The following is a 24,422-nucleotide window of genomic DNA, read 5'->3' as shown; positions in this document are numbered from 1 at the left end:
CGTTACGGTTATCAATACGATAAACTGAACCGGTTGAAAAATGCGATTTACGGAAAAAACGGTTTGACGACCAATGCCTATAATGAAAGTTTAACCTATGATAAAAACGGAAATATTCTGTCCCTGAGACGAAATGGAGACACAGACCCGCAAATACAACCCATAGGAATTGACGATCTAATGTATACTTATGCGGCCAGCTCCAACCAATTGGGCAACGTAGCAGACAAAAGCAACAATAGCAGTGGTTTTAATGATTTCAACAAAACAGGCAATGATTATACCTACGATGCCAATGGAAATATGACGACCGACAAGAACAAAAACATCACGGCGATTACCTACAACCATCTTAACTTACCCACTAAGATAAGCTTTGGTACGACCGGGCATATTGCGTACATTTACAATGCGAGTGGTCAGAAAACAGGGAAAACAGTTTTTAAAGCGGGAACAGCTGTTCTGCCCCCCAGTACAATAATCACCGATTATTTAAGGGGAGGATTTCAGTACAGTGCCTTGAATTCAAAAATATTCACGCTTGATTTTTTCCCCACCGCCGAGGGCTATGTACAACCTTCGGGAAGTTCTTATGAATATGTGTATCAATACAAAGATCACTTGGGAAATGTGAGATTGAGTTACAGTGATAAGGATAACAATGGCATTGTAAACAATACCGAAATTATTGAAGAAAAAAACTATTACCCTTTTGGGTTGACACATAAGGGGTATAATTCTTTGGTTACTTCATCTAATCCGGGTCAGAAATATAAGTATAACGGTAAGGAATTACAGGATGATAGTATTGGGGGTTCTCAGTTAAATTGGTATGACTTTGGCGCCAGAAATTATGATGCTGCAATTGGAAGATGGATGAATATTGACCCCTTAGCTGAACAAATGAGAAGACATAGTTCATATAACTACGCTTTTAATAATCCTATTTTTTTTATCGACAGCGATGGGCTTGAGCCCACTCCTGTGGCAATTGTACAAGCTGCAAAAAAACTTGGTATTCCAATAGCAAGTGTGAGAGCAGTTTATAAAGTAGAAACTGGAGGAAATGCATTTAGAGAAAATGGAGATCCAAAAATTTTATTTGAAAGACATTATTTTAGTAATTTCACGAATGGGAAATTTGATAAAACAAATCCTGATATTTCAAATCCTCAGCAGGGAGGTTATGGTAATTATAGTGAACAAATTGGAAAGTTAAATAAAGCTGTTGGACTTGATAAAGATGCTGGTTATAAATCTGCATCATATGGTGGCTTCCAAATAATGGAGTCTAATTTTAAAGCAGCTGGTTTTAAAAATGTCTCTGATTTTGCAACCACAATGATGTCTAACGATGAGGATAAACATTTGACTGCCTTTGTAAACATTATTCTTAGTAATGATGACTTATTAGAAGCAATTCAGTCAGGAGATTGGAAAACCTTTGCGAAGATTTATAATGGACCAAAATATAAAAAAAATAAATATGATGAAAAATTAAAAAGTGCTTATGATGATTATGCAGAGCAGCAAAACGAAATTGATAGAAAAATAAAAGCTGCAAAAGAATTTTGGGATTCGGAATATAAAAAGTTGCTTGATAATGAAAGTAAGCTTTTTTATCAAAAATAATATTAAAGAAATAAATTATGAAAAAAATATATTTATTACTTGTGTTAGTTTTCATGGGTTTAAAATGCAATAGTCAAGTAAATAATTTTAAGGATTTAAAAACGGAAATTAAAGTAAAATCCTTTCCTGTTAAATATGAAAAAGTAATATTGAAAAATATTACTATAAATAAACCGATAATTTCTGATTTGTCATCTCAAAAGTTAATAGAAAAAATTATTTCAAAAGAATTATTAAATAAATATTGCGAAGATAAAGATCGGGAATGTAAAATAAATGTAAAATGTGAAGTAGGACATTCTTCTAATGGATTTATAAGTTTAATGATAATTAGTAATACAATATTTCGCTCTCCACGAGATATTGAATCAATGGATTTTTATAATCTTATACGGCTAAAAAATGAATTGTTTTGGGTGAAATTAAATAGAACAAAAGATTTTGAAAATAGGGTAAAAAAAATTTTAGCAGTAAAAAGAACAAACCTTGAATGTAAATATCAATTAAAAGATGTGTTAATGGATTTATATTTTAAAGATGGATTATCTTATATAAATATATACAAAGATGAAGTTTGTAATTTATTAATTCCTATAGATTTAAAAAGTTCTGATTTGAAATATTTAAAATTAGAAAATAATAAAGTAAAATAGATTTTTTTATTGTTTCTGTAATGTACCAGATGTGTTGGGGTTGAATTTCTTTTTATTAGGATTTATATAAATTACAAATATGTAAACTTTTTTCAGGACGAGACAAGATGATGTGCACGAGCGAAACGATAGCACCAGCAAGAGGCTTCGACTCCGTTCAGCCTGACACCAGGTTTGAATTATACTCAATCAGTTGATTTTTATAATTTCCCATTAGCAACTAAGGTATTCAGTTTACCTTCTAATGCAGTTAATCCATCAGAAGAATCAACATTCATTTGGCTTAAAATGGTGTAGAAATCCGATGTGTGAACAGAGCGGTTGGAAGATTTTTCTGCAGCAGCGGCGATTGCAATTTTTCTGACCTCCTCGAATTGTTTTTTCATTCCTAATCCCTTATTATTTATACTGGTCACTTTTTCCATTATTTTTTTTACACCCGATGGTTTACTGCCATATTTTGTATGTTCACTCCAATTGGCGTCAGCGATGCGTTTAATAAGTTCAAGGTTCTTTTTCCTGTCGGGTGTTAAGTTATAGGTAAGAGTATCCCACTTCGTTAAGTCAGTAGCCATGGATTCTCTGTCCAGTGCTGGTGAAGCAGCATCCAGCCCGCCCATGGCGCCATGAGCAATCCTTTCCGGTAATTTCATTTGGTCTGTAAGTGCTTTGTCACTATGTTGATCGATACTGATATTATGCATTTCTTCTTCGTCTGTAAGCTGATTTAGAATGGGTTCACCCCTGTATTTATCAGCAGAAACTCCTGCCATTCCCTTTAATTTATTGACTACATGGCCAAGTTCATGATGATTAGCGGCAAACATAGGAGAGGTAAAAGCCTGTATGTCTTTTGTATCGGTATGGCCGTAATAAATTGGGAGTAAAGTCTGACTTCTTTCCATATTGACTGTTGCATCACCAATTTCTGCCGTTCTGGGGTTTGCTGTGCGTGTATAATCACCAGTTGCCTTTGCTTTTATAAATTCACTCAGATTATTATGGTGTTGTGCAAGCAATTCGGCGTCTGCCACTTTATCCCGGCGTTCTGTTTTTTCTCCCAGTGGATTATCTCTTTCCGGATTCTGCAATCCGGCACTGGGACCAATGAGAAGTTGATTGATTTCGATATTCCGGTCTCCTAAAAGCTGCATTAATTCTTTAAAACGCCCTTCACCGGCTGTGAATTTCATTCCCTGAAGCACATAAGACAGGAATATTTTTTTATATTTAGCATCCACACCATCACCCAGTGGCGTCTGATTAATGAGTTGGTTAAACAGAGGTTTTAAAGCTTCCGAATCTTTTTGTAAAACCGTATCCAGAAATGTTTTTCTAATGGCTTCATCAGTAATATCAACGTATTCCTGAACCAGATCAGCCTGAATATTGGTTTGGGCGTAACAAGCATCTCTTATTGAAGTTAGTTTTGAACTAACAGCATGAAAGGTTGCTGGAGAATCGTGTTCACTAAAATCCTGCAGTAATTTATTTGCTTTAAAGATCAATTGTCTTTCCTCTTCATGCGCTGCTAAAAACTGATGGCCTTTGGCTGCCACGTTTTGTGCATTTAAAACCCTTTGTACGACCGGGCGAAAATTAAGGGCTGTTTTTGGCCGCATTGTTTTTTGCCGGCTAAGCATTTTTGCGCCCATCACGTCGGCCTGGGGATCCGGCAGGCCGGTGTTGTTCGCTTTTCGTTGCAGGAGAGAGGCATGGCGATTGTCCTCAAGTACTATTGCCATATTCTGAACGGTTTTCTTATTCAGACTATCTGAAACAGATTGCGTTTTGCTTCTGTTAGTTATATCTTGAGAATGTTCCATACTAATTTCAATTTGTGATGCGCTTTTTATCAACTATTTAATAAGGCCAGAGCAATTTCTCTAATAACACTGGATTTTTCTAACAGGACCAAAGAGTCCTCATCTTCAGAATCAGTATCATCAGCATCTGATTCTGGTTCGGCATCTTCTACATTTTTATCCCCCGCAGCTCCGGTAAATCTTTTTAGAGATAATAATCTGGATTCTAATATTTTGACAAGGCTTACCAGATAATCTTCCGCTGTTTCTATAGAATCTATTAATAGTTTGATTTGTGCCAGCGATGACTTAGAGATCCATCCATACCCGGTATGATCTCCCAGTAACTCGTGTTCGCCTAATTTGGTAAAATAGGCCTGACACGCCATACAGGCAACTTTTGTGCCTCCAATTTCTAATATTTTTTGTTTGGTATCACGTATACTGGCAAGTATGGCCGATTCTGCATGAATATTTTCTTTATTAGTAGGTACGTTCATCTGTTTAGAAGCGTGGGCTCTCGCAAATTTTCTGGAACTGGTTCCGGTCAGACGAAGAGGATTACGCTTATGCTCCGTTAGTAAACTTCGGATTATTTTTTGTGCTATAGTATTTTCCGTATCGCCTTTGACTACTTTTATTTTAGTCCTGAAATCTTTCTTAACCACATATCTTCCTTTTGCTTTATACCCCATGCTCCGCGCAACGTTTTCAATGCCTTTTACTCTTCTCCGAACACTTATCGGGCGAATATTAGCTTTGTAATAATCACCTAAAACCATTGCTTTTTTACCTCTGATTTTATTATTGGCATTAGAAGTATTTCCGGAAACATAAATTGATTCTGAAGCTCCCAAAGCCGTTTTTACCAAAGCTGTTTGTATTTCCGGAGTTACGTTATTCTTTTGCATTGCATTTACAAATTCTTTGACCATTGAACTGAAATTGGCTAATCTTGCTTCTTTTTTTGAAATATTCAAATGGTCTGTAGTAGGAAATCCGCCTACAAAAAAAGCCGGATTCATTGGTGTTGCAGTCGCATCAATACCAAGTTCAGCTTTTATTTTATGTATATTATCTATTTTTTCATTTGCTTTTTTTATACGTTCGTTCATCTCCTTCATCTGTCGGTCAAATTTCTCTTTGGCGGTTTCCTTACTTCTTACATTCTGAACTACATAGGAGTTGGCGGACTTCTTTTTAAGAATTTTTAATTGTGTACTGGGTGTGGTATTGAGAGCTTTGGCTCCCATAACATCAGCCTCTTTTTCGAGTCCTTTATCATCGTTTATATTTACTTTACCTTTCATCTGTAAAGTTGGTTTTACCCGTCCTTGCTTTTGCTGCACCACATGCCAGGCTTCGTGAGGTAGATGTTTCTCTTGTCCGGAAGCAATATGAATGTCGGTTCCCTGTGCATAGGCATGCGCATTAAGTTGTGCAGGCTTGTCGGAGTTATAATGTACTTTGACATCATCCATACTATGTCCGGAAAGGTTTTCTATTCCTGATTTTAAGGGGTCGGGCAGTCCGGTATGGTTTGCTTTTCTTTGCAGAATAGAAGCAGGGCGATTGTCCTGTAATGCTTTTGCTTTATTCTGAGTATTTTTAGTCGTTAGGCTATTAGAAACAGATTGTGTTTTGATGTTGTTTTTTATATAATTTGACTGTTCCATAAGTTTTGCAATTAATTATTCTCTTTTTTTAGTATAACCATCGGTTTCTAACAATAGGAGTGAAAATAGAGTTGTATTATTTTAGATGTCTACCAAAAAACGGTCATTGCCTGTACGCATTTTATATACTACATCTTTTAGTTTTTCTGAAAATATCATCACCAAATTACTGAAGGCTTCTTCTCCCTCTTCCCTTGTCTGGATTGGAGTGTCTAATGCATCTTCATGCATAAACTTCATAAATTCCATATCTGTTTCATTGTCATTTAGTGCCATTAAATGTATAATCTGACTGGCGTTTATTTTTTGTTTTCCGGCTTTACCCAATCCCCCATAGACTGCTTTTTCTATGTCTTTTGGCGCATCTGTTCCGTTCATGCCCTGTACCAGAAGAAAAGTACTTTTACTTACAGATTGCTCTATGAGTTGTCTTGGTGTTGTGTGACCTAAACGTATTACAACAGTACGGTTTAAGGAATTGGAAATAAAATGATCTACATTAGCAATAAATTTATTGATCACCTCAACGGGTATTGGGGTGTTTCTCAATAAATCGAATGACATTCTGGGATTTTCACCTCCAATAGCGTTCAGGGGGACCGCATCGCCACCTTCGGTTCCATGTAATTTTTCATTTTCTGCGGAAGCTTTTGTACTATGATGCCTTAAACCGAATTTGTTTTCATACATAAACTTTATGTCCTCCTGGGTAAATCGTTGTACTGTTGCTGTCACGTAGTTTTTTGTGGAGGAAAAAGACGTATTTTCCGGAGCAGAATGAAATATGCTTTTATTCTGAATGGCTTTCGCACCCATAACATCAGCCTCTTTTTCGAGTCCCTTATCATCATTCACATTAACTTTGCCTTTCATTTGCAGAGTCGGTTTTACGCGCCCCTGTTTTTGCTGTACTACATGCCAGGCTTCGTGTGGTAAATGTTTTTCCTGTCCGGAAGCGATATGAATGTCGGTTCCCTGTGCATACGCGTGTGCCTGAAGCTGGGCAGGTTTGTCGGAGTTATAATGCACTTTGACATCATCCATACTATGGCCGGACAGATTTTCTATTCCGGACTTTAATTGGTCGGGAAGGCCGGTATTGTTTGCTTTTCTTTGAAGAATAGAAGCAGGGCGATTGTCCTGTAATGCTTTTGCTTTATTTTGAATGGTTTTCTCACTCAGACTAGCCGAAACAGCTTGTGTTTCGCTTTTGGTTGTTTTATTGAAAGTCTGCTCCATATTATATTTTTTAGAAGACAAAGTAGTCTGAAATTTATTTTTTATGTGCTACAGTCGGCATTAAAAGATTAAGGTAAAAGACCTGTTTCTTCTGTTTGTTTTGGTTTTTGTATTTGTGCATCTTCCAATTGTCCTATTGTTGGAGTTTTATACTTTTTTTGAGCTTTATGACTCTGATCGGCTGTTCTCACACCTTTGGAAGTGGCCACTCCAAGACTTAAACTACCAGTTACAGTTTTGAGTGCGTTTCCTCCGTGAATGCCATTGTGAAGATCTATACCACCTGATCCATAGGTTATAAGGACCTCGATCGCATGTAGAGCTGCTGCGAGGATAGTGGCTGCTTTTTGACCTCCGGGATACTTGTTTTTATCCAGAAAATCACTCACGAAATGCATTACTGAGCGCAATATTTTTGTAATACTAAATGCCAGTCCTAATGGATTGACAGTCAAGGAAGCACCTACAAGTGCTGTAGTAGCTTCAATCATACGAAGTAGATTCATACCTATTTTATGGAAGGGACCAGCCTCATCGCCACTAAAATAAGTCAACAAACTACGAATAATTTTTTCGGATCCTACAAGTATGGCTATAAGACCCGGAGTGAACCCATCTTTAGATAATTTTAGGGTTGCTATACCGGCAGCCACTGATAATGATCCTTCCAGAAGTAAAAATACGGAGACAGCAGTGCTCCCTAAAAAATATTGTTGTACTTCGTCTGAGTTTTGAAATTGTGTCACCACAACCTGATTGCCGGCATGGCTGACACCACTCATAGCCTTTGCCTGAACGGTTCCCTGCCATTTTCCATAATCCGCCTGACTCATCAGTGCATAATTGACACCCGGGACACCCAGATGGTCCATGGATTGAAATTGGGCCGTGTGGTCTTCCTGCGTTTTTTTTGCCTGCATGGTTTTGGCATTTTCCGGAGGACGCGAAATGCTGGCGCGCTGAATGGCACGCTGGCCCATATGGGTTGCTTCCTGTTCCAGTGCCGGATCATTATTTACCGGTGTGCCGCCAACCTTCATGGTCGGTTTTACACGTCCTTCCATTTGCTGTACCACATGGCCTAATTCGTGGGGCAAATGTTTTTCCTGCCCCGGTGCCAAATGAATGTTTGAACCCTGTGCATACGCAAGAGCTTGTACAGTACCCGGTTTGGAGGAATTGTAATGTACTTTGACATGATCCAGGTTTTTATTGCTCAGGCTCTCCATTCCGTTTTTTAAAGCATCAGGCAGGCCGGTGTTATTGCTTTTTCTTTGAATGGAAGCAGAACGATTGTCCTGCAATTCGATTGCTTTATTACCTTTTAAGTTTCCGGCGGAAGAGGTAAGCTGTTTGGTCTCTGTTTTATCCTTTGCGTATTTCATAGTATTTATAAAATTACATTAGCGGTTCTCTATCATTTAAGGTAAGCCGATTATCTGGTTGCCTCAGACAGCTATGCCTGCGCCACCGGAACCCGGGTCAGGGGCGGATCTTTACGAAAATCCTTGTAGTTGCCTTTGTTTTCATGTTCCCCGTCATCGGTAACATAGCCTTCTTCATCGTCCTCACTTTCGTACCCGAGCTTTTTTCTTTTCTCGTATTTATGGCTCTCGTTGCATTTTTTGCATATAGCCCTTAAACGCGACGGATCGTTATGATCCGCTCTTATTTCTTCTGGAGTAGCTCCTCTTGCTTTCAGTGCGAGTTCTCGTCCTGCCCATGCGGGGTAATGATCCAGGGCTAAGGCCCGCAGGCTGTGTCTGTTTCCTCCCTTACTCGTATAGGCAAACTTCGTCAGGTCCATAGTGCTCTTCCCTTTCTTTATGGCCGCCAATGGGCGTCTGCAGGCAGGACACGTAAAAACATGACTGTATTTGCTGTTGGTGTGGGCACGTTTATGCGCGGTGCGTCTTATAACTTTTTCAGTAATTCGTTTCGGTATGCTGAATCTTTTTTGCTTTTTGCCTTGCGGCGGCAGATAGTCATCGTCGTCTTTTTCATTTTTCTTGCCGAATTGAATGACTCCATTACCTAAAGTTTTTCTTTGCAGCTGAACAGTTGCCTGTGCAGGAGAACTATTGCCTGTTATCTCCTGTAGCTTTCTCTGAACAGGAGACAACTCCCGATTGTCTTTGAGCTGTAGGGCAGCACTGCCGTGATTTACATTCGCAGCAGTGAACGTGATTCTGTTTTCGGCTATTTTCTCCTGATGTCTTGCCATTTCCTGCTTTTTTAAAGTGAAAAATTTCCTGTTATGCAGCGCATTTTAACTGTTTTGGATGAATGTTGCAAAAGCGGCGGCATCTCCATTAAAAACATCAAAATCATTTAACTGGTTATTTAAGGTATAGTTCGCAGATTTTTGCCATAATGTCCACGGCTGGGATTTCCAGACGTTTGGTAAAGTGAGTGTGGCATTGTAATCGGCTATCCACAATTTGTACGCGGCAAAAGCAGGATCTGTCAGATAGGCATTTGCCGTGTTATTGTCTGTGTAAATAAGTGGTTTTCGTCCTGTTTTTTGCTCCAACAGCGTTAAGAATTGCAGTAAATTGGGCTGTATGGCAGTTTTATCAATCCCGGGATCGATACTGGTTTCTTCAAAATCAACAATAGGAGGGAAACCGGTTTTTTCAACTTCACCAATGACTCCCAGATAATTAGCGACCTGTTTGGCGGGATCATCATCACAATGGTAAAAATGATAAGCACCGCGCACAAAACCTTTTGCCTGAATTGCCGGCCAGTTGGTTTTAAAACTGGAATCAGTATAGGTAATGCCTTCTGTCGCTTTGCAGATGATAAAAGTGAGGCCGTCGGACTGTTTGTTCAGAAAATTGATTTCGTCTCCCTGGTATTTTGAAATATCAATTCCAAAAACGGTAAAATTATCGGCTATTGCTGGTGCTGTACTCATAGTTTGATTTTTGGTTGGTTAAATGCCTTTAGGCTGGATTATTAGTGTATTATTTTTGTCATGCACATTCTTTTTAGAAATCAATGTCATCCAGAGCGAAGCCGAAGGGCATCCAGAGCGAAGTCGAAGGCTTTTTAGACGGAAAGTGCTTCGACTTCACTCAGCCTGATCCTACTTTTTAATTATACCTGAAGAGTTGTTTTTTTAATCTTGTATTAAGCTTACCTGTACCGGCCCGATTGCCCCCGAATAATCAACAGCGGAACAAAACGGATGATGGTGCACCAGCTGTTTTAAAGCTTCAAGTCTCCGGTCGTAATAAGGCAGCTCAATTTTTTTACCGGTAATGAGGGGAATCATATAGTCGTTTTTTAAAGGATATACTTTAAAAAAGGGCTCCTGAATCTCAAAAAAAACATCCTCATCGTCCAGTATAAAATCAATATTGTATTTCTTGTTTTTTACGATTCGGTTATCCTCTTTTAACAGGAGGTTGATGTGATCCTCTATTTTATTCAGCATCATATCCATTGACTTTTCATGTGTTTTGGCTACTAAATACAGGCTCTTTGCTGTGATTAAATAACCATTGATGATGAGATCATGATATTTGCAGCAATGATTCAGTGCAATTGCAATAAGGGTCCGGGTATAATTCAGATCGAAATTGTTTTTCCAGTTTCCCATTTTAAGCTCTGTTTTATGATGATAAAAATGCTTTTTGGAAAGCGGAAGGGCAGGTGTATTTTCAATATTTTTCATAATCCGCTTCTATTTTTCCTCCTACTTAATTTTTGCATCGGTATGATCCGCTTTTGAATTCAAAAATGACATAAAAAACAGTGTGGTTTGAAGCTCATCTCGGCCACACTGTTATTAAGTTAAAGAGCTGCAGCCTTTTTAAAACCTAACATGGCTGTAAATAAAGCTTTGGCATGTGGTCTTTCCGTTAGTACATCAGGTGCATAGGGTGCATTAGCGTCCGGATTCCATGGACCGATACATCCATCTTTTTCGACAGGTTTTCTGGTAGCGGGGCTCACCGGAGTAATGGAAAACAATCCGAATGCTTCCTCGTCGTAATAGTTTCCGGGGAAATGGGGTACAAAAGCCATGTTAGGCCCTGGATTCCACACACCGGAGTTGCAGGTCGGTGCTGCATTAGCTTCCAGACATTTTGTACCATCAGGATCTGCTTTCCACCATTCATCCGTCCATTCAAAATAGGTACCTCCACAACAAACTCCCGTACCGCTATCAGAACGATTGGCGACCATATCGTTATAATGACCGGTAACATAAGTTACTAAATTATCCATCTGCGTGGCATTCATCGCCTGAATATTTCCTGCAGCATCATGCGTAGAAGCAGGAACTCCCCATTCGGTAAGCATTAAGGGGCGAGGATTCGCAGCAGTTGCTGTTTTGTATGTGGAGAATAAATCACCAAACCCATTTGCGTGAGTCCAGTCTCCCCGATATACATTATAACCCCAAAAGAAATTGGCAGCCGTTATATAGGAGTTTCCTTTAGTGGCAGTATGCATGCTGTCATCAGAATTTACCAATGTGGTCAGCTTCCCCGGAACGGCACTGCCAATGGCTGTGGCAACCTCATTCCAGTATTTAAAAAACAATGGATTTTGGATTACATTCTCTGCATTAACTTCATTTGCCATTGCAAACCCCATTACTGCAGGATAGGCTCCCCAGGCAGACGCCAGGTTAAGTAAACCTGTTTTGAAAGAAGCACGCAAATCCACATTTTTCTTTTCCGGCCATGTTTCAGGCAGAAAAGCTGACTGCTTTTCTTTGGGTGGTCCGTAACCCATTAAAACATAAATAGGATTTTTGCCATTGTTCCAGCAGGCATCCAGAAATGCTTTGTGATCGTGGTCCCAGTTCCCGGGTTTCCCCCCCGCTATGAGCTGTGCAGAGTCCAGGGTATTGTAGGTTTTTAAAAGATTGATTCCATTGGCTCTCATCACTTCCAGATCTCTTCTCCATATCGAGCTCCAGGTGTTGATTGTAAAATCTCCGTAGGGAACAAAATCCGGACAAGTTCCCCAGGGTACAGGGGCGTAACTTACTCCGTTGCCAAAAAATGGCTGACCGTTAACCGTAATTTTATACTGGTCAATGACCCAATTTGTAGTTGATTCCATAATAAAAGGTTTGTTTTATTAAATTGATTTTTTGATAATTATTTTTTGAAAGAAACATCTAATTAATTCATTTGCGTAACACTCAGCGTGCGGTTCTCTTTCTTAAATTCCCTTCTGATACCTTCCAGCAAATCCTGAAAACCCACTATGGTTTCGTTTTGCTGAATGGCTTTCAGGGCACAATAGCGTAATACATTTATAATGGCACCACCAGCGAGTTCGTATTGTTCTGCAATGTTTTCGAGATCAATAGCAGGATCGAGTTTACATTTTCCGGAAAAGGCATTTTCCCATAACAGCAGGCGTTCTTCCGGAGCCGGCATTCCAAAATGAATCATCGACTGAAACCTTCTTGAAAAAGCCTCGTCCATATTCTCCTTTAAATTGGAAGCCAGTATCACTACGCCCGGAAAATCTTCAATGCGCTGTAATAAATAACCCGTTTGCTGATTGGCATGCCTGTCGTTTGAGTAAGAGGCACTGGTTCTTTTTCCAAAAAGCGCATCTGCTTCATCGAAAAACAAAATCCAGTCTTTATGCTGCGCGACGTCAAATATTTTCGACAGGTTTTTTTCGGTTTCCCCAATGTATTTGGAGACAATCATCGAAAGGTCGACCCGGTACACTTCGCGATTGGTATTTTTGCCCAGTAACGTAGCCGTAAGGGTTTTTCCTGTTCCCGGAGGCCCGTAAAAAAGCGTCCGGTATCCGGCTTTGATTTTGTTTTCAAGTCCCCATTCGGTCATCAGGGTTTCCCCGTGATTCAGCCAGGCGTTAATTTCCATCACCTGTTCCATGACATGATTCTCCAAAACCAGATCAGACCAGCTGAGGTTCGTCGTGATTTGCTGGGCGGGAAACGAAACACTATGCTCGAGCCTCGGTAGCGTACCGGTGATAAAATAATGCAGCCAGCGCTCGTTGACCGTTATGGTCTGGTTTAAAAGCGGCACACTTGATTCTGTGGATTCCAGCACCAAAACCTGTTCTTTTGCCAGGATGTTAGCAGCACTTAAAACCTGTAATATTTCCACCTTTAACTCCGGATTGACCGCCGTGATTAGAAAAGACAATGTCTGGCCTGTGGGTATAAATCCGCTGTGATTTTTATTGATAACGCCGCCAAATTCCGTAAAACCGCGATCGTACAAGGCATTTTTACTGAAGAAAATATCCAGTGCTTCCGGTTTGATCTGCGGGGCCAGTATCAGGGCAAGGCAAAGTCTTTCGAACAGGTTCAGATTCCATTCTTCCAGTTTTTGATAGTACACACTGCCTTCCGTTTCTGCTGAGGCTTCCGGCAGCGGAATATCCATCCAGTGATTTTCATGGCCTTCCTGAAGCAGGTAACTGCAGATGACCTGATCAATTACTTTTTGCAGCCAGTCCATCTCCCTGTCCAGTACCAGTAAGTTGGGATTAGTTTCCATAATTGGCAAAGAGTTTTTCGACATCGTCTAAGTTGGCGTCTGCCCATTTAAAATACAACAAGGCCGTGTTCGGATTCAATTCGTTGGCTTGTAACATATCCAGAAAATAACCTTGTGCATTTTGCATGATCATTTGAGAATTCTGGTCGGCATCGTTATGAAAGTTGGAATTGTAGAAAGTATCCGTCCATTCCGTCGAATTATTGGTTTTACTAATGAAATCACTAATAAAATAAGCCAGTTTTTCCTCCTGCACCACGAGTTTTTTCGCTTTAAAATAAGCGGGTTTTCTTTTGGTTTCGCGATGGTAGTATTCAATATCCTTAGACTGGATTGTTTTGGTATTTTCCTGTCCGAAAATATCCACCAGTCCAAAATTTTCACTTTCGCTCGCCAGTTCCAGTTCCGCTTCTTTTTCACCGGCAATGGCCAGTGTGGTAGCGACAGCAGTCGCACTTTCTGTTACAATATAAATTTCACGAAAGGAGAATAAGGTCTGTGTCAGTTTTATGATTAACTGCTGCTGAATATCATTCCAGTTATTGATTTTTACGGACTGTGGTTCTTCGGCTTTAAAGATAAAACTTCCCTTATTCGCAAAAGCCAGTATCTGCTTGCTGAACTCAAATTGTCCTTCAATAGCGGTCTGGCCATATCCACGGCCGGAGTATGGTTTTGAAATGCCTTCACTAAAATTCCAGTTAGACGCATTTAAAAGCACTGCAGCACTTAAATCGGCATCTTCCGGAGCGATGATCGCATTGCGGTACAAATTGCCCAATACGGTAATTTCGCCATTTTTGATCTGAAAATAATCGCCGGGAAAGAGGCTTTGGCTTAAGGGCTTTGTCGGTATAAAGCCGGCTGTTTTTAAATAAAACTGTCTGTAAAAGTTTTTATAGATGTTATCCATACGATCTGAGATTAAGAGATTAAAGTCCACTGAAACAAATATACTGCAACAGTGGACCTTTTAGTTTTCTTAAGAGGCCAGGGCAGCTGCATTTGCCGCAGCCAAAGCAGCCTGAAGCGATTGATGCTCCACCTGGGCTTTGTTTAATTTGGCAGTGGCGCTATTCAGCTGTCTCGTGGTTTCGTCATTGGCTTTATTGGCTTCGAGATAGGCTGCTTTTGCCTCAATATCCGCGGTAGCGAGCAGGGCCAGGATAGAGGAGTTGTCTTTTAGCGTAAAAGGCTGGTTCACACTCTTTTTTCCGGTCAGGGTCAGGTAAAGCGTTAAGGCCTGCTTTTGCTCCAGCGCCGTGATCGCTTCTGATTCCAGACAAAGCGACTGCGCGGCAAAGATCGATTTCAGGGCAATAAGGGTAAGGGCAACAGCATTGTTGGCGTCTGTTCCGGCGGCATTTATTTTAGTAATCAGATCATCTGAAATAAGCGGGTTTAATGCTTTTTTGCGGATCACCACATTCGACAATTTATTGATAATTTCTACCGAGTAAATCAGTTTATTGATCAATTCCGCTATTTCTTTGGCTACGCCTTCGGTGTTTTCGTTGGCAGCAGTCATTTTAGAAAAGGCGATTTGCGAATTTTGGGTCAGGTCCAGTGCATTCTGAACGACCTGCTCGGCAAGTAGCTTGTTGCTCAGCGACTGGGTTCTGCTGTTTTCTGCCTCTACTAAATAGCCCTGGTATTTTATGGCTTTTTGGTTAAGGGACGAAACAACAGTCAGCTGCTGCTGAACAACTGCCTGAGCGTCTGTTACCTGAGAAGTTAATAAATCCAGGTCTGATTTTTTCTTTTCTGTAATTCCATATCTTTTCGGAGTTGGTTTTACTACGGCTATACTTTCCATATTTTAGAATTTAACGGGTTAGTTTACTGGTTATTGGTTATGGAAAAATGAAACGTCTCTTCGTTTTCCCAATCGGATAAATTGTTGTTGTATTGATTTTCGGTTGTTTCATTTCCTGAATAAACAGAAAGCACCACAGGAATGTAGGTCTTGCCGTCTATCAGCGCATTACCAAAATTATCTGTCGTAGTCGGGTCAATTACGGCCTCGTAGGTCAGGGAGTTTTTAGAAACCGGGACGGCTGTTGTATAATTGCCTGAAGAAACATTCTCGGCCAGTTTCAGATTGAAGAAAAAGCCTTTTTTGTTTTTGATCTTAGGCAGTTTTTTAGCAACCATTTTTTCAAAAGAAAGATACAACTGATCCAGTTTCGTAGTCACGATTAACAATTTCGAATTGATTTCGGTCTGAATCTGAGTATAATTATTTAAAATCTGATTGTGTTCCTGATTCAGTGCTTTGATTAAGTCTTTGTCTTTAACCGGGTCAAGGCTTTTAATTTTTTTGCTGAACTCATCGTTTAACTGGGTAATTTTTCCTTTTACGGCCCCTAAGTCACCATTGTACTGGTCAATATCATTTTTGGAGTATTGGATTTCTTTCTTAATGACAGATACCTCGATACTTTCTTCAAAATAATCCAGTTCATTGCTGGTAAAAAGGTCTTCATTATACGACAGGTACATACATCTGTATTCGGTATGTTTATGATCGGTCTCGTCTACAGTAAAGGTGATGGCATAAGGCGACAACACCGGCAAGTCAGGATGGATATGGATGTTTTTTGCCGGTTCTTTTTCTATGGCAATATCCGTTACGGCTTTCAGCGTGTTTTTTAAGCTAAAAGTTTCCGATGGGGCTGACAGAAAATCATCGTATGTGTTGATCCCTTTTTTGTAATCATCCGTAAATATGGTCAGTAGAAAGATCACATACTTTTCGCCTAACGCAAGCATCTCATTATCTGAATCTACCAAATCAATAGTCTGGATATTTTTGAATCCTTCTTTTTTGGAGCTGGCAACCAGTTGCCCGGCAGTTTCGACTTCTTTTTGGTCATTCTCAGCCTGTGATTCAGCATTTGCCAGGTCTGTTTTGGCATTGGCTGCATTGGCAGTGGCAATTTTCAGGCTATCGGCCGCAACTTTAGCCGCGTCAAATACTTTGGTTTCATTCAGCTTTGCATTTTCAAGTGTCTGCTCTAAAGTGCTCAGAGATTTGGCAGCCTGTGCAGCAGCTTTGGAAAGATCGTTGTTTTTAGGATCTTTTTTGGATGCTTCAGCCGTATGAGCCGCTTTTTCTTTGGCCTGAGGCAGTTCTTTTGTTAATTTGGCAATTTCGTCTTTTCCGTCCAGGACAATTTGGTCTGCATCCTGTTTTTCCTTAGTAGCAGTTTGTAAAGCAGCATTGGCATCACGCAGTTGATCTTTGGCCTGAAGTACTTTCTCTTTAGACAGTTTTGACGTATTCAGCGCAGCAAAATAAGAATTGGAATTATCCACGGCAGCAGTAAGTGCTTTCGCCGGATCTGTATCTGAAAGTGAGGTAAGTGCCGGAATAATCTGTACATATTGCAGCGAATTATCCATGGCTTCTTCTGCTGTTAAGGCCGAAAAGGTCGATTTTTTACTGTCCTTTACCAGGAAAAGATTGTAGCTTTTTACCGGGTTGTCCAGGCCAGGAGCGGAAGTGTTTTGCCCTTTTTCATTGCTTTTAAACGGCGGTTTGTAAAAATCAAAAGATACATTGTAAGAGCCGTCGAAAACTTCAGGCACGTGTACTTTTAAGTTATAGTTCAGGCTTTTGTTGTTGAGGTTGTAGGCCACTTTTGCAGCTTCAAGTTCCACCTTATTCGATTCGATGGCACCCTGCGCATTTTTGGTCACGACGCTTGCCGCTGCTTTGGCATCATTTTCGGCGGCTACCACGGCTGCTGTAGCTGTAAAATCGGCGGTTGCCACCTTCAGTAAATTGTCGACCGAAGCGTCTGTAGCTTTGGCTTTGTCTTCTACGGTAGAAGAGGCCACTTCGGCAATAGAGGCGGAGGTTTCCATGGCATGCTGGGAGGCTACTTCTGCCAGATAGGCTGTTGTATTCATCAGCGTATACGCCTCAAAACTTTGCTGGTAAATCTGCGTACCATAGTCGGCGGCATTTACAATACTAAAAATGCTTCCCATATCGCTTGCCAGTCGTACGATAGCATTAGCCGCAATCTGAATGTTGGAAGCACTCACGGCGACATTGGTTACCGATTGTGCCGTGTAGCTGTTTTGCTGGCCGGCCGACAATACAATATTGGTAGAAATATTTTTGCTTTCAGTAGCCTGCTTTTTAACTTTCTGCGACTGATTGTATTTTTTTGCTGCCGTAACAGACTTGTCGTTGGTCACTATTTCAGCGCCTTCGGCATAATAAAGTGTAAACATGGAAGAATTCAATTGGGAGTCCAATTTTTTCTTATTCGATTCCTGGCTTTCTAATGAAGCCAATACACTGGAATGTAGATTTTCACTGTAGCTGTTCATAATTGTTCTTTTAGTTGATTAATTTTTATTTTCAAGGGTCGGTTTATTATTGTTCTTATTTTTAAATCCGGATGGGCTAATATGGCCAGTTCACGTGCAGCGGTTTATCCATCCACGGGTATTTCATGATCGAAAAAGCAAAGGGCGATTTGTTGATCAGGACATCGTAGGGCTTTTTGTCTACGGTAAGTTCCCATCGGTCTTCCATTTCAAATAAAGTTCCTTCACGCACCAGCCAGTTGCCCCTGAAACCGGTCACCGAACATTCGCCAATGGCATCCCAGTACGAAATAGCCGCCTGTATCAGGCCATTTATCAATTGTGTATTCGCTTCCGTAATTTCAATTTCATCCGGAACGGTGTGCAGCATCGATAACCCGCATAGTACTTTGTTCAGCGGTAAATAGGTTTCTTCCGTTTCCGTTAATCCGGTCACTACATATTGCAGATACTGAACGGCACTAATCTGATTTTCAATACTTGTAAATTCGTTATCTTTTACCAGTCCGAGGCGTTCAAAAAGCATTACGATATAGTCGTTTAAGAGTACGATTCCGGCATTTCGGACTGTAATCCCTTCTTTTACCGGTGTTTTTGGATGTTGCGGTATTTTTAATTTTTCGATTTTTAAAAGCCTTGCTTTTTTTTGTACCGTCTGAACGGTTTGTTTTTCAGACTGAATGACTTCCCTGAAACTAAGCTGCAAAGAGGGGGGAAACTGATACAGCTGCTTTTCGATATCCGCAAGGAAGCTTTTTTTGGCAATTCCTTTTTTGGTGACCACCTCCCAGATCAGTTCGTTCCAGATTTTATCAATAGAAATAAGGCTCCAGTTGTTGTGGGCTGCAGCATTCAGCAGTTTTTTCAGCAAAAGGCTCTGCATGTCTTTTGCTGCGATGCCGCGAATGGTAATGGCACCCAGTACATGATAGAACTTCTCCAGAATTCTCAGGTACGATTCTTTGCTTTGGTCTGATTGAATGACCGCTTCACTTAAAATCCGGAAACTGATCGTTCGGCTCAGCCAGTCGCTTTGTGCTTCGGAAAGGAATTCTTTTTTGATTATTTTAAAGAATAGGTGGGGAGCACTGCGGATCATTTCATTCAGTACCTCTTTAATTTCGAATGTCCCGGAAATTGTAAAACCAGCTGGCATCTGTCTTTCGACAATGACTTGTAAACACCAGTCGTACTTTTCTTTTTCAGAAAGTTTTTGCCCGCTAAAGAGCAGGACATTTCCCGGAGTTGTTACTCTTTCTGATAGTTCCTGATCTGCCAGCAAATCTTCTTCGGGACTAACAAGAATGTTATTTTCTGCGAAAGAATAAGGGGCTGTCGGTATGTTAAAAGTGTCGGTATCCATTATTTTTGTTTTGTTTTTGAATATGCTGTTTTGAGGAAGAACCCTTTGTTTTGCATAAACGGTAAAAGCTTTTTGCAGCATTTTCCCAAACAGGACTTCATTTCCTTTATAAGCGGAATAGTTCAGAAGGGTTTGCCAGAACAACTCCCTCAGCTCATGGCTGATTTCATTTTTAGGAAGTGCTTTCGACTGTTTAACCAGTTCAGCAGTGCTGTTTTTAATCCAGTTATTTTTCAGGAATATTCCGTTTTTCATCAAATAGGAAATGATGTCCTGACCCTGTTTTTTGTCCTGTTTTCGCAACTGGGTGAATGCAGTATCATTGAAATTCGAAACCAGTAAATGCGACAGCTCCGCCTGAGCTTCCGGAGATGTACTCTGAAGCAGCAGGGCAATCGCCACAATATCAATAGTACTGTTGTTTTTTAATTGGTTCAGGAAGGTTTTTTTAGTGGTAATACCAAATGATCTGACCCTTCCGGACTGCAATAATTTAGCAATGAACAGCAGGTAATTCTGACGTTTCGTACTCGTTACTTTTTTCGCTAAGGAAATGAGCACTGTTTCCAGAAACAAAGAAAGGTCATGTTCCGGATGCAGCAGTATTTCCTGTACGCTTATCAGGAGCAAATCTTCGGTAAGAAGCTCTTTCGGAAATTCATATTTTTCTTTTGCATTTAAAATTTCATATACAGTTTGTATGGTCTGCACGAGTTCCGTTTTTTTATAACCGGTCTTTTTGATCAGTACCTGCAATACGTCACGGTTCAGGAGCAACGGAAGTGTTTTTTTGATAAAACCATTATTTCCGTAAGACAGCAAAACTTCAAAAGCCATTTTCGGATGCAGGGAAATAGTGCTGGTCAGTGCGTTTTGCAAGTCGGAAAAAACCTTGTTCTTCGCCGATTTTTTTTGCAGCTGTACTTCCAGTTTCGACAACAGGTTCCTGAAATGCCGGGCCGGGTAATCTGAATTGGTTCGGGCGATTTCATTGCAGTAGGCCGTACTCAGCTGGTTGTAAATGACGGCTGAGCTCGTTGTTTTTAATGACGCGGGAATTTGTGCCGTTGTAAAGGCTTCCAGCAATTCTTCGGTACTCAGATGGTTCTTTTTGCTTAACTCTTTTATGCAATGCAGCAGAAAAACGGAAGCATCGGCACTTTTATTCCGGATCAGAAAGGCAATGCCGATTTGCCAAAGCAGTCTGCTGTTTGTTTTTAGTTTGAGCCTGCTGCTTAACGTGTTTAGGTAGCGTATTGTATAACTGTTTAGTGAAGACGGGCTGCTGTCGAGTTTTGAAAATACTATTTGTAAAGCATGCTCCTCTAAATCGCCGATAACAGCTATAAAAGCCTCTTCGGCAGCGAAAATCCTTTTGATCAGCGTGCTGAGTTTGGCGCTGTTCTGATTGTTCAGTGCCGCCATTAATTCATTCAGGATATCTTTCTCCGATTTCGATTTTCGCGATTTTTTATCCGTCAGCAATTGTTCGAAAAGAGCCCAGTAGTCAATGCTTTTTTCAGCCTGGTAAGGTGCTTTTTTTTGAGTTTCGTACTCCTGCGTCAGTGTTTTCAGGGAGAAAATAAAATCGTTATGTTCGGTAGTCTTATCAGACAGTTTGATAATGGTATTTTCGATTAACAGAATAAGCTCCGGGTATGAAATATTGTAATGATTGGCCATTTGCAGGATACTGCTTTTCATAAAAGCGATTTTATTAAAAAGCGTTCCGCGCTCCAGCAGCAAAAAGTTCAGAATAAAGAAATACAGGTTCTTTTTGAAACTGGCCGTACTGGTCTGAACAATAGTTTCCCTGACCTGCAGGTTCGTCATGATAGAAGAAAATTCGATAATAGAACTGCTGTTATTCGGTTCAAGGGCGGCAATTATTTTGTTGACATTTTTGGCGTCAAACTGCCATGAAATTCTCTTGCGCACTTCTTCGTGCGTTAATCCGGTTTGTTTGATAATCGCAACAATCTCGGCCGGATGGTGCTGCAGCAGCTCTGCCATAATCTGATTCGCAGAACCTTCTTTATTTTGGAAATTCCACGGCAGATAGCCTTTCAGCAAAAACACAGTAAGGTTTTCGAGCATCGATTTTTCCTTGTTGTATACCGAAATCAGGTTTTGTTTCTGATTGTTCTGGTTGATGATCAGTTCGGCTATTTTTTCCCGCAGCAGACTGCGGATCTTAACGCCCAGATCGAATTCAAGATCGTTGTAATCGCAGGCACCAAGATCTAATTCCAAAGACTGAATTCTCCAGCTCTGTTCGGGCGGACAAAGTTCATTGAATACGCTGGTCACTTCCCCCGGCAACGCAATTTTGCTCCAGGTACTCAGGCGTTCCTGAAGGCGGTATCCTTCTGCCCGGGTATCAAAAGTAGTATCCCACTTCAGACGTGCTACAATATGGCTGTTAATGGGTTCCATTTCTTGTTTCTAAAATTGAGGTTAAACTACTGATCAGGTTCAGGGCAGCCGCAACAGGATTTATAACTATTTCCGGGGTTGTTTGGACTGTGGCTGTATCTCCCGAAGCGGTTTGCACCGGAAGTAATTTGTCTTTGTACCGCAAACTTTCATACCAGTATATATAATCGGGAATAAAAGTCTCCAATTCCTGAGTGCTTAAAAAAAGGCATTCATAACTTACGTTAAAAGGAAGGTTCAGTTTCAGAAATTGTTTCAGTCGCTTTTTGAATTCCGGGGTCTGCAGGGATGGAATAAAATCAGGGAATGCTAATAAGATGCTTTTTTTGAATACTTTAGAAGCGATAGTGATCTTTTCATTGCCCGAAGAAACCGTAATACGGAACGAATAATTCGAAGCAGCCGTTTTTACATAATCATTTAGGCTTTCTGTCGCGATATTGCCTGCCGTAACCGCATATTTGGTGCCGGAAAACAGCAGATAACCGTTCTGCAAATCCGTGTCCAGGGTTGTTTCGTCGGTAGCGTTTAAAATATAATTCAGGTTGCTGACCGTTTCAAAACTAAGATTGTTCATCGTATAATACGCCTGGTTTACGGCATTGGGTTTTACGATTTCAAGAGTAAAGGTTAAGGGTTTCAACAGTAAAACCGTTTCCAGCAAAAGACTTCCGTGCCTGTTTTCGCTAAACCATAAAGCTTTCTGAATGGTTTTGTAAATAGTGGTGTTGAACAGATTTTCGATATTGCTTTTTTGATTGTCCAGTCCGGCCGAGATAAAATTTTTGTAGCTGTTCTTAAGCCCGAACAATAAATTCAGTTTCAGTTCCAATGCCGAAAAATTATTGAAGTCGTACTGGTTTAGCTTCTCCTTTTTGTTGATTTGTTCTGATTTGAATATAAAATCGGTGGTATTTTCGTTTATAGCGCCAAACAGGCTGTCGCTTATTTTCGGAAGGCTCACTTCGAGGTTTCCGTCACTGGTAGCGGCTATTTTTTTAGCTGCCAGAAAATTGTAGGCCTTTTGTCTGTTGTAGGACAACAATCCGAGGTTTTGCAAATACAGGCTTTTTAAAATAATCCGGTCTTTTCTTTTGTCTCCGGTATACACCGTGTCGTGTATAATCGCATCAATCAGTTTTGGAGATTCCCCATGTCTGGCCAGCAGGTGATCCAGCAGATTGTTTCTTCGGTCGAGGTTCGTTTTTTCCTCTTCCATGATTTTCATTAAACCAAAAATATACGGATTGTACGGATCCTGCTGGTATTCAAACCAGCTTTTTTCCAGTTGTTCCGCCGGGGATTCGTTGCCGGAACTGTAATTAAAAGCCGTATTGTCTTTCAGCAAAGGCTTAATATGAGGCACGGTATACAGCGACTGATAAAAGTAACTTGGGGAAAACATTTTATAAGGCACCGGGTATTCCAGATGTTTTTGCTGGTATTTATCTTTTACGGCATAAAACGTTTCTTCATCGGAAGGAGCGCCGCAAAGGGAATTTTTAAAAGAAAACAGTTGGGAAACATTCGCCAGTTGCGAAAACTGATTCGCCAGTATCTGATCAAACAGGGTCAGATAGCCTTTTAGCTGACGTGCCTGTGCCACCTGAACAGGTTGCGAGGCATCTTCCAGCGTATCATCTCCAATGCCGTACTGATGCGGAAATGTATTTTGAATGGAATAGTAGCTGTTGATGTCCCTAAAGCTGCTTTTTGGCACTTTTGGACGGGTTGTAACGTTGATGCAGGCCAGAGTTTCACTAAAATGATCCATATTGCTGCGTAAAGCTCCGAAAGTATCGGCCGGTAACTCTTTTCCGTTCGCATTTAAGCTCAGTTTTTGGTTTTGAAAAGAAGCCATCACATCAATAGCCAAGATTTCGCTTATTTGGGACTGAAGCACCGCAACCGGCACCTGATTCTGATACAGCTGCACGCCCGATACTGAAGCAACACCGTTGACAGCGGCTATGATGGGTACTAAATCGATTCCCTGTACGGTATCTTTTTTATCGGTTAGGGAATAGGTTAAAATCCATCCGTTTGCCAGTTGCGGCCCGTCATAAATCTCTTCGGCCGTGTAGCCGTTTTGTTTTAAGGTATTGTAACCTGACTGCGTTACTTTTGAAAATATGTAAGAACGGATACTGGTTTGCAATTCCTGTAAAACAGTAGAGGGATCGGCATCTTTTTCGAGGACAATTTTGGTATCAATCCAGCAATCTACGGGAAGCAGAGCGATTGGGGTATTGAAAATTTCCCCCAGATTACGGCTTTTATTCAAGAGGTAATAGGCCGATTTGCAAAGCCCTGAAATTTCAGCCGGATCCGTAATTGCCGGATCTATATACAGATAAACCTGATACACCTTATTAAAAGGGAAAACATTATCGCTGTAACAAAGGATCGTAACATTGTCGATATTATCAACGCCATCGATCAGGTATTTTTTATAATCATCGACAGTATACGGGGCAGTCGTGAGAATTTCATAAGGCTGATAGAACTGGTCTTCCATTTCCATCTTGCCGTCAGGACCAGTCAGGATGTCCGCAACACTAAAATCGGTACAATAGCCCAGTTCCGTGAGCGCATAACAAAACTGGTCCACAATAGTCATTCCGGGATCACTCGGGTTGAAGTTCGTCCATTCGCTGCCGATATGCTTTTGCACATAATCCATCGCCTCTCCCTTCAGGAAAGTAAAATCCTGGGAAGGAGGAAGCTGTTTTTTGGTGATGTGATTAGCGTTATCCATG

At 40.6% G+C, this 24,422-nt stretch carries 16 protein-coding genes; 2 read left to right on the top strand and 14 right to left on the bottom strand.

Features of this window, described 5'->3' with window-relative positions; all coding sequences use genetic code 11:
• Window positions 1–1,632: N-acetylmuramidase domain-containing protein (locus D0817_RS26070; RefSeq protein WP_127340840.1), on the top strand; the 1,632-nt coding region annotated here is incomplete at its 5' end.
• Between the two features lie 17 nt (window positions 1,633–1,649).
• The gene (locus D0817_RS23805) at window positions 1,650–2,285 is read left to right on the top strand and encodes a hypothetical protein (protein WP_127340839.1); all 636 of its coding nucleotides are present in this window, start codon (window positions 1,650–1,652) and stop codon (window positions 2,283–2,285) included.
• Window positions 2,286–2,485: 200 nt separating this feature from the next.
• Here the strand turns inward: D0817_RS23805 and D0817_RS23800 are convergent, their stop codons facing one another.
• The 14 genes from D0817_RS23800 to D0817_RS23735 all read right to left on the bottom strand — a co-directional run bounded on the left by D0817_RS23800 (window position 2,486) and on the right by D0817_RS23735 (window position 24,421).
• Window positions 2,486–4,111 carry a hypothetical protein gene (locus tag D0817_RS23800; protein WP_127340838.1) on the bottom strand — a complete coding sequence of 542 codons (1,626 nt, stop codon included), beginning with the start codon at window positions 4,109–4,111 and terminating at the stop codon, window positions 2,486–2,488.
• 29 nt (window positions 4,112–4,140) lie between these two features.
• Window positions 4,141–5,766 carry an eCIS core domain-containing protein gene (locus tag D0817_RS26130; RefSeq protein ID WP_202866513.1) on the bottom strand — a complete coding sequence of 542 codons (1,626 nt, stop codon included), beginning with the start codon at window positions 5,764–5,766 and terminating at the stop codon, window positions 4,141–4,143.
• An 81-nt stretch (window positions 5,767–5,847) separates the two neighbouring features.
• Window positions 5,848–7,005, bottom strand: coding sequence for an eCIS core domain-containing protein (locus D0817_RS26125; RefSeq protein ID WP_202866512.1), 1,158 nt, complete (start codon window positions 7,003–7,005; stop codon window positions 5,848–5,850).
• 68 nt (window positions 7,006–7,073) lie between these two features.
• Window positions 7,074–8,390, bottom strand: coding sequence for an eCIS core domain-containing protein (locus tag D0817_RS23785; RefSeq protein WP_127340837.1), 1,317 nt, complete (start codon window positions 8,388–8,390; stop codon window positions 7,074–7,076).
• A gap of 71 nt (window positions 8,391–8,461) precedes the next feature.
• Window positions 8,462–9,229, bottom strand: a complete 768-nt coding sequence (locus tag D0817_RS23780) for a GH-E family nuclease (RefSeq protein WP_127340836.1) — start codon at window positions 9,227–9,229, stop codon at window positions 8,462–8,464.
• Between the two features lie 45 nt (window positions 9,230–9,274).
• A complete protein-coding gene (locus D0817_RS23775) occupies window positions 9,275–9,925 on the bottom strand; it encodes a GH25 family lysozyme (RefSeq protein WP_127340835.1) in 651 nt (216 codons plus the stop codon).
• Between the two features lie 204 nt (window positions 9,926–10,129).
• Entirely contained in the window at window positions 10,130–10,687 is a 558-nt protein-coding gene (locus D0817_RS23770; RefSeq protein ID WP_127340834.1) for a hypothetical protein, read from the bottom strand.
• 119 nt (window positions 10,688–10,806) lie between these two features.
• Window positions 10,807–12,090 (bottom strand): hypothetical protein, encoded by a 1,284-nt coding sequence (locus D0817_RS23765; RefSeq protein WP_127340833.1) that lies wholly within the window; start codon window positions 12,088–12,090, stop codon window positions 10,807–10,809.
• Between the two features lie 62 nt (window positions 12,091–12,152).
• Window positions 12,153–13,520, bottom strand: coding sequence for an ATP-binding protein (locus D0817_RS23760; RefSeq protein WP_127340832.1), 1,368 nt, complete (start codon window positions 13,518–13,520; stop codon window positions 12,153–12,155).
• On the bottom strand, window positions 13,510–14,433 hold the full coding sequence (locus tag D0817_RS23755; RefSeq protein ID WP_127340831.1) for a hypothetical protein: 924 nt from the start codon (window positions 14,431–14,433) through the stop codon (window positions 13,510–13,512). Before D0817_RS23755 ends, D0817_RS23760 begins: the two co-directional genes overlap by 11 nt.
• Window positions 14,434–14,502: 69 nt before the next feature.
• Window positions 14,503–15,336 (bottom strand): hypothetical protein, encoded by an 834-nt coding sequence (locus D0817_RS23750; protein ID WP_127340830.1) that lies wholly within the window; start codon window positions 15,334–15,336, stop codon window positions 14,503–14,505.
• 23 nt (window positions 15,337–15,359) lie between these two features.
• Window positions 15,360–17,864 carry a hypothetical protein gene (locus D0817_RS23745; protein WP_127340829.1) on the bottom strand — a complete coding sequence of 835 codons (2,505 nt, stop codon included), beginning with the start codon at window positions 17,862–17,864 and terminating at the stop codon, window positions 15,360–15,362.
• Window positions 17,865–17,940: 76 nt separating this feature from the next.
• Window positions 17,941–21,663, bottom strand: coding sequence for a contractile injection system tape measure protein (locus D0817_RS23740; RefSeq protein WP_127340828.1), 3,723 nt, complete (start codon window positions 21,661–21,663; stop codon window positions 17,941–17,943).
• On the bottom strand, window positions 21,650–24,421 hold the full coding sequence (locus D0817_RS23735) for a baseplate wedge protein (protein ID WP_127340827.1): 2,772 nt from the start codon (window positions 24,419–24,421) through the stop codon (window positions 21,650–21,652). The genes D0817_RS23740 and D0817_RS23735 overlap by 14 nt, the downstream gene beginning before the upstream one ends.
• Between the last annotated feature and the right edge of the window lies 1 nt (window position 24,422).

Origin of the sequence: Flavobacterium cupreum (genome assembly GCF_003996965.1) — a bacterium.
Taxonomy (GTDB): Bacteria; Bacteroidota; Bacteroidia; order Flavobacteriales; family Flavobacteriaceae; genus Flavobacterium; species Flavobacterium cupreum.
The sequence above is the reverse complement of the archived record's forward strand: the minus strand, read 5'-3'. Positions and strand labels throughout refer to the sequence as shown.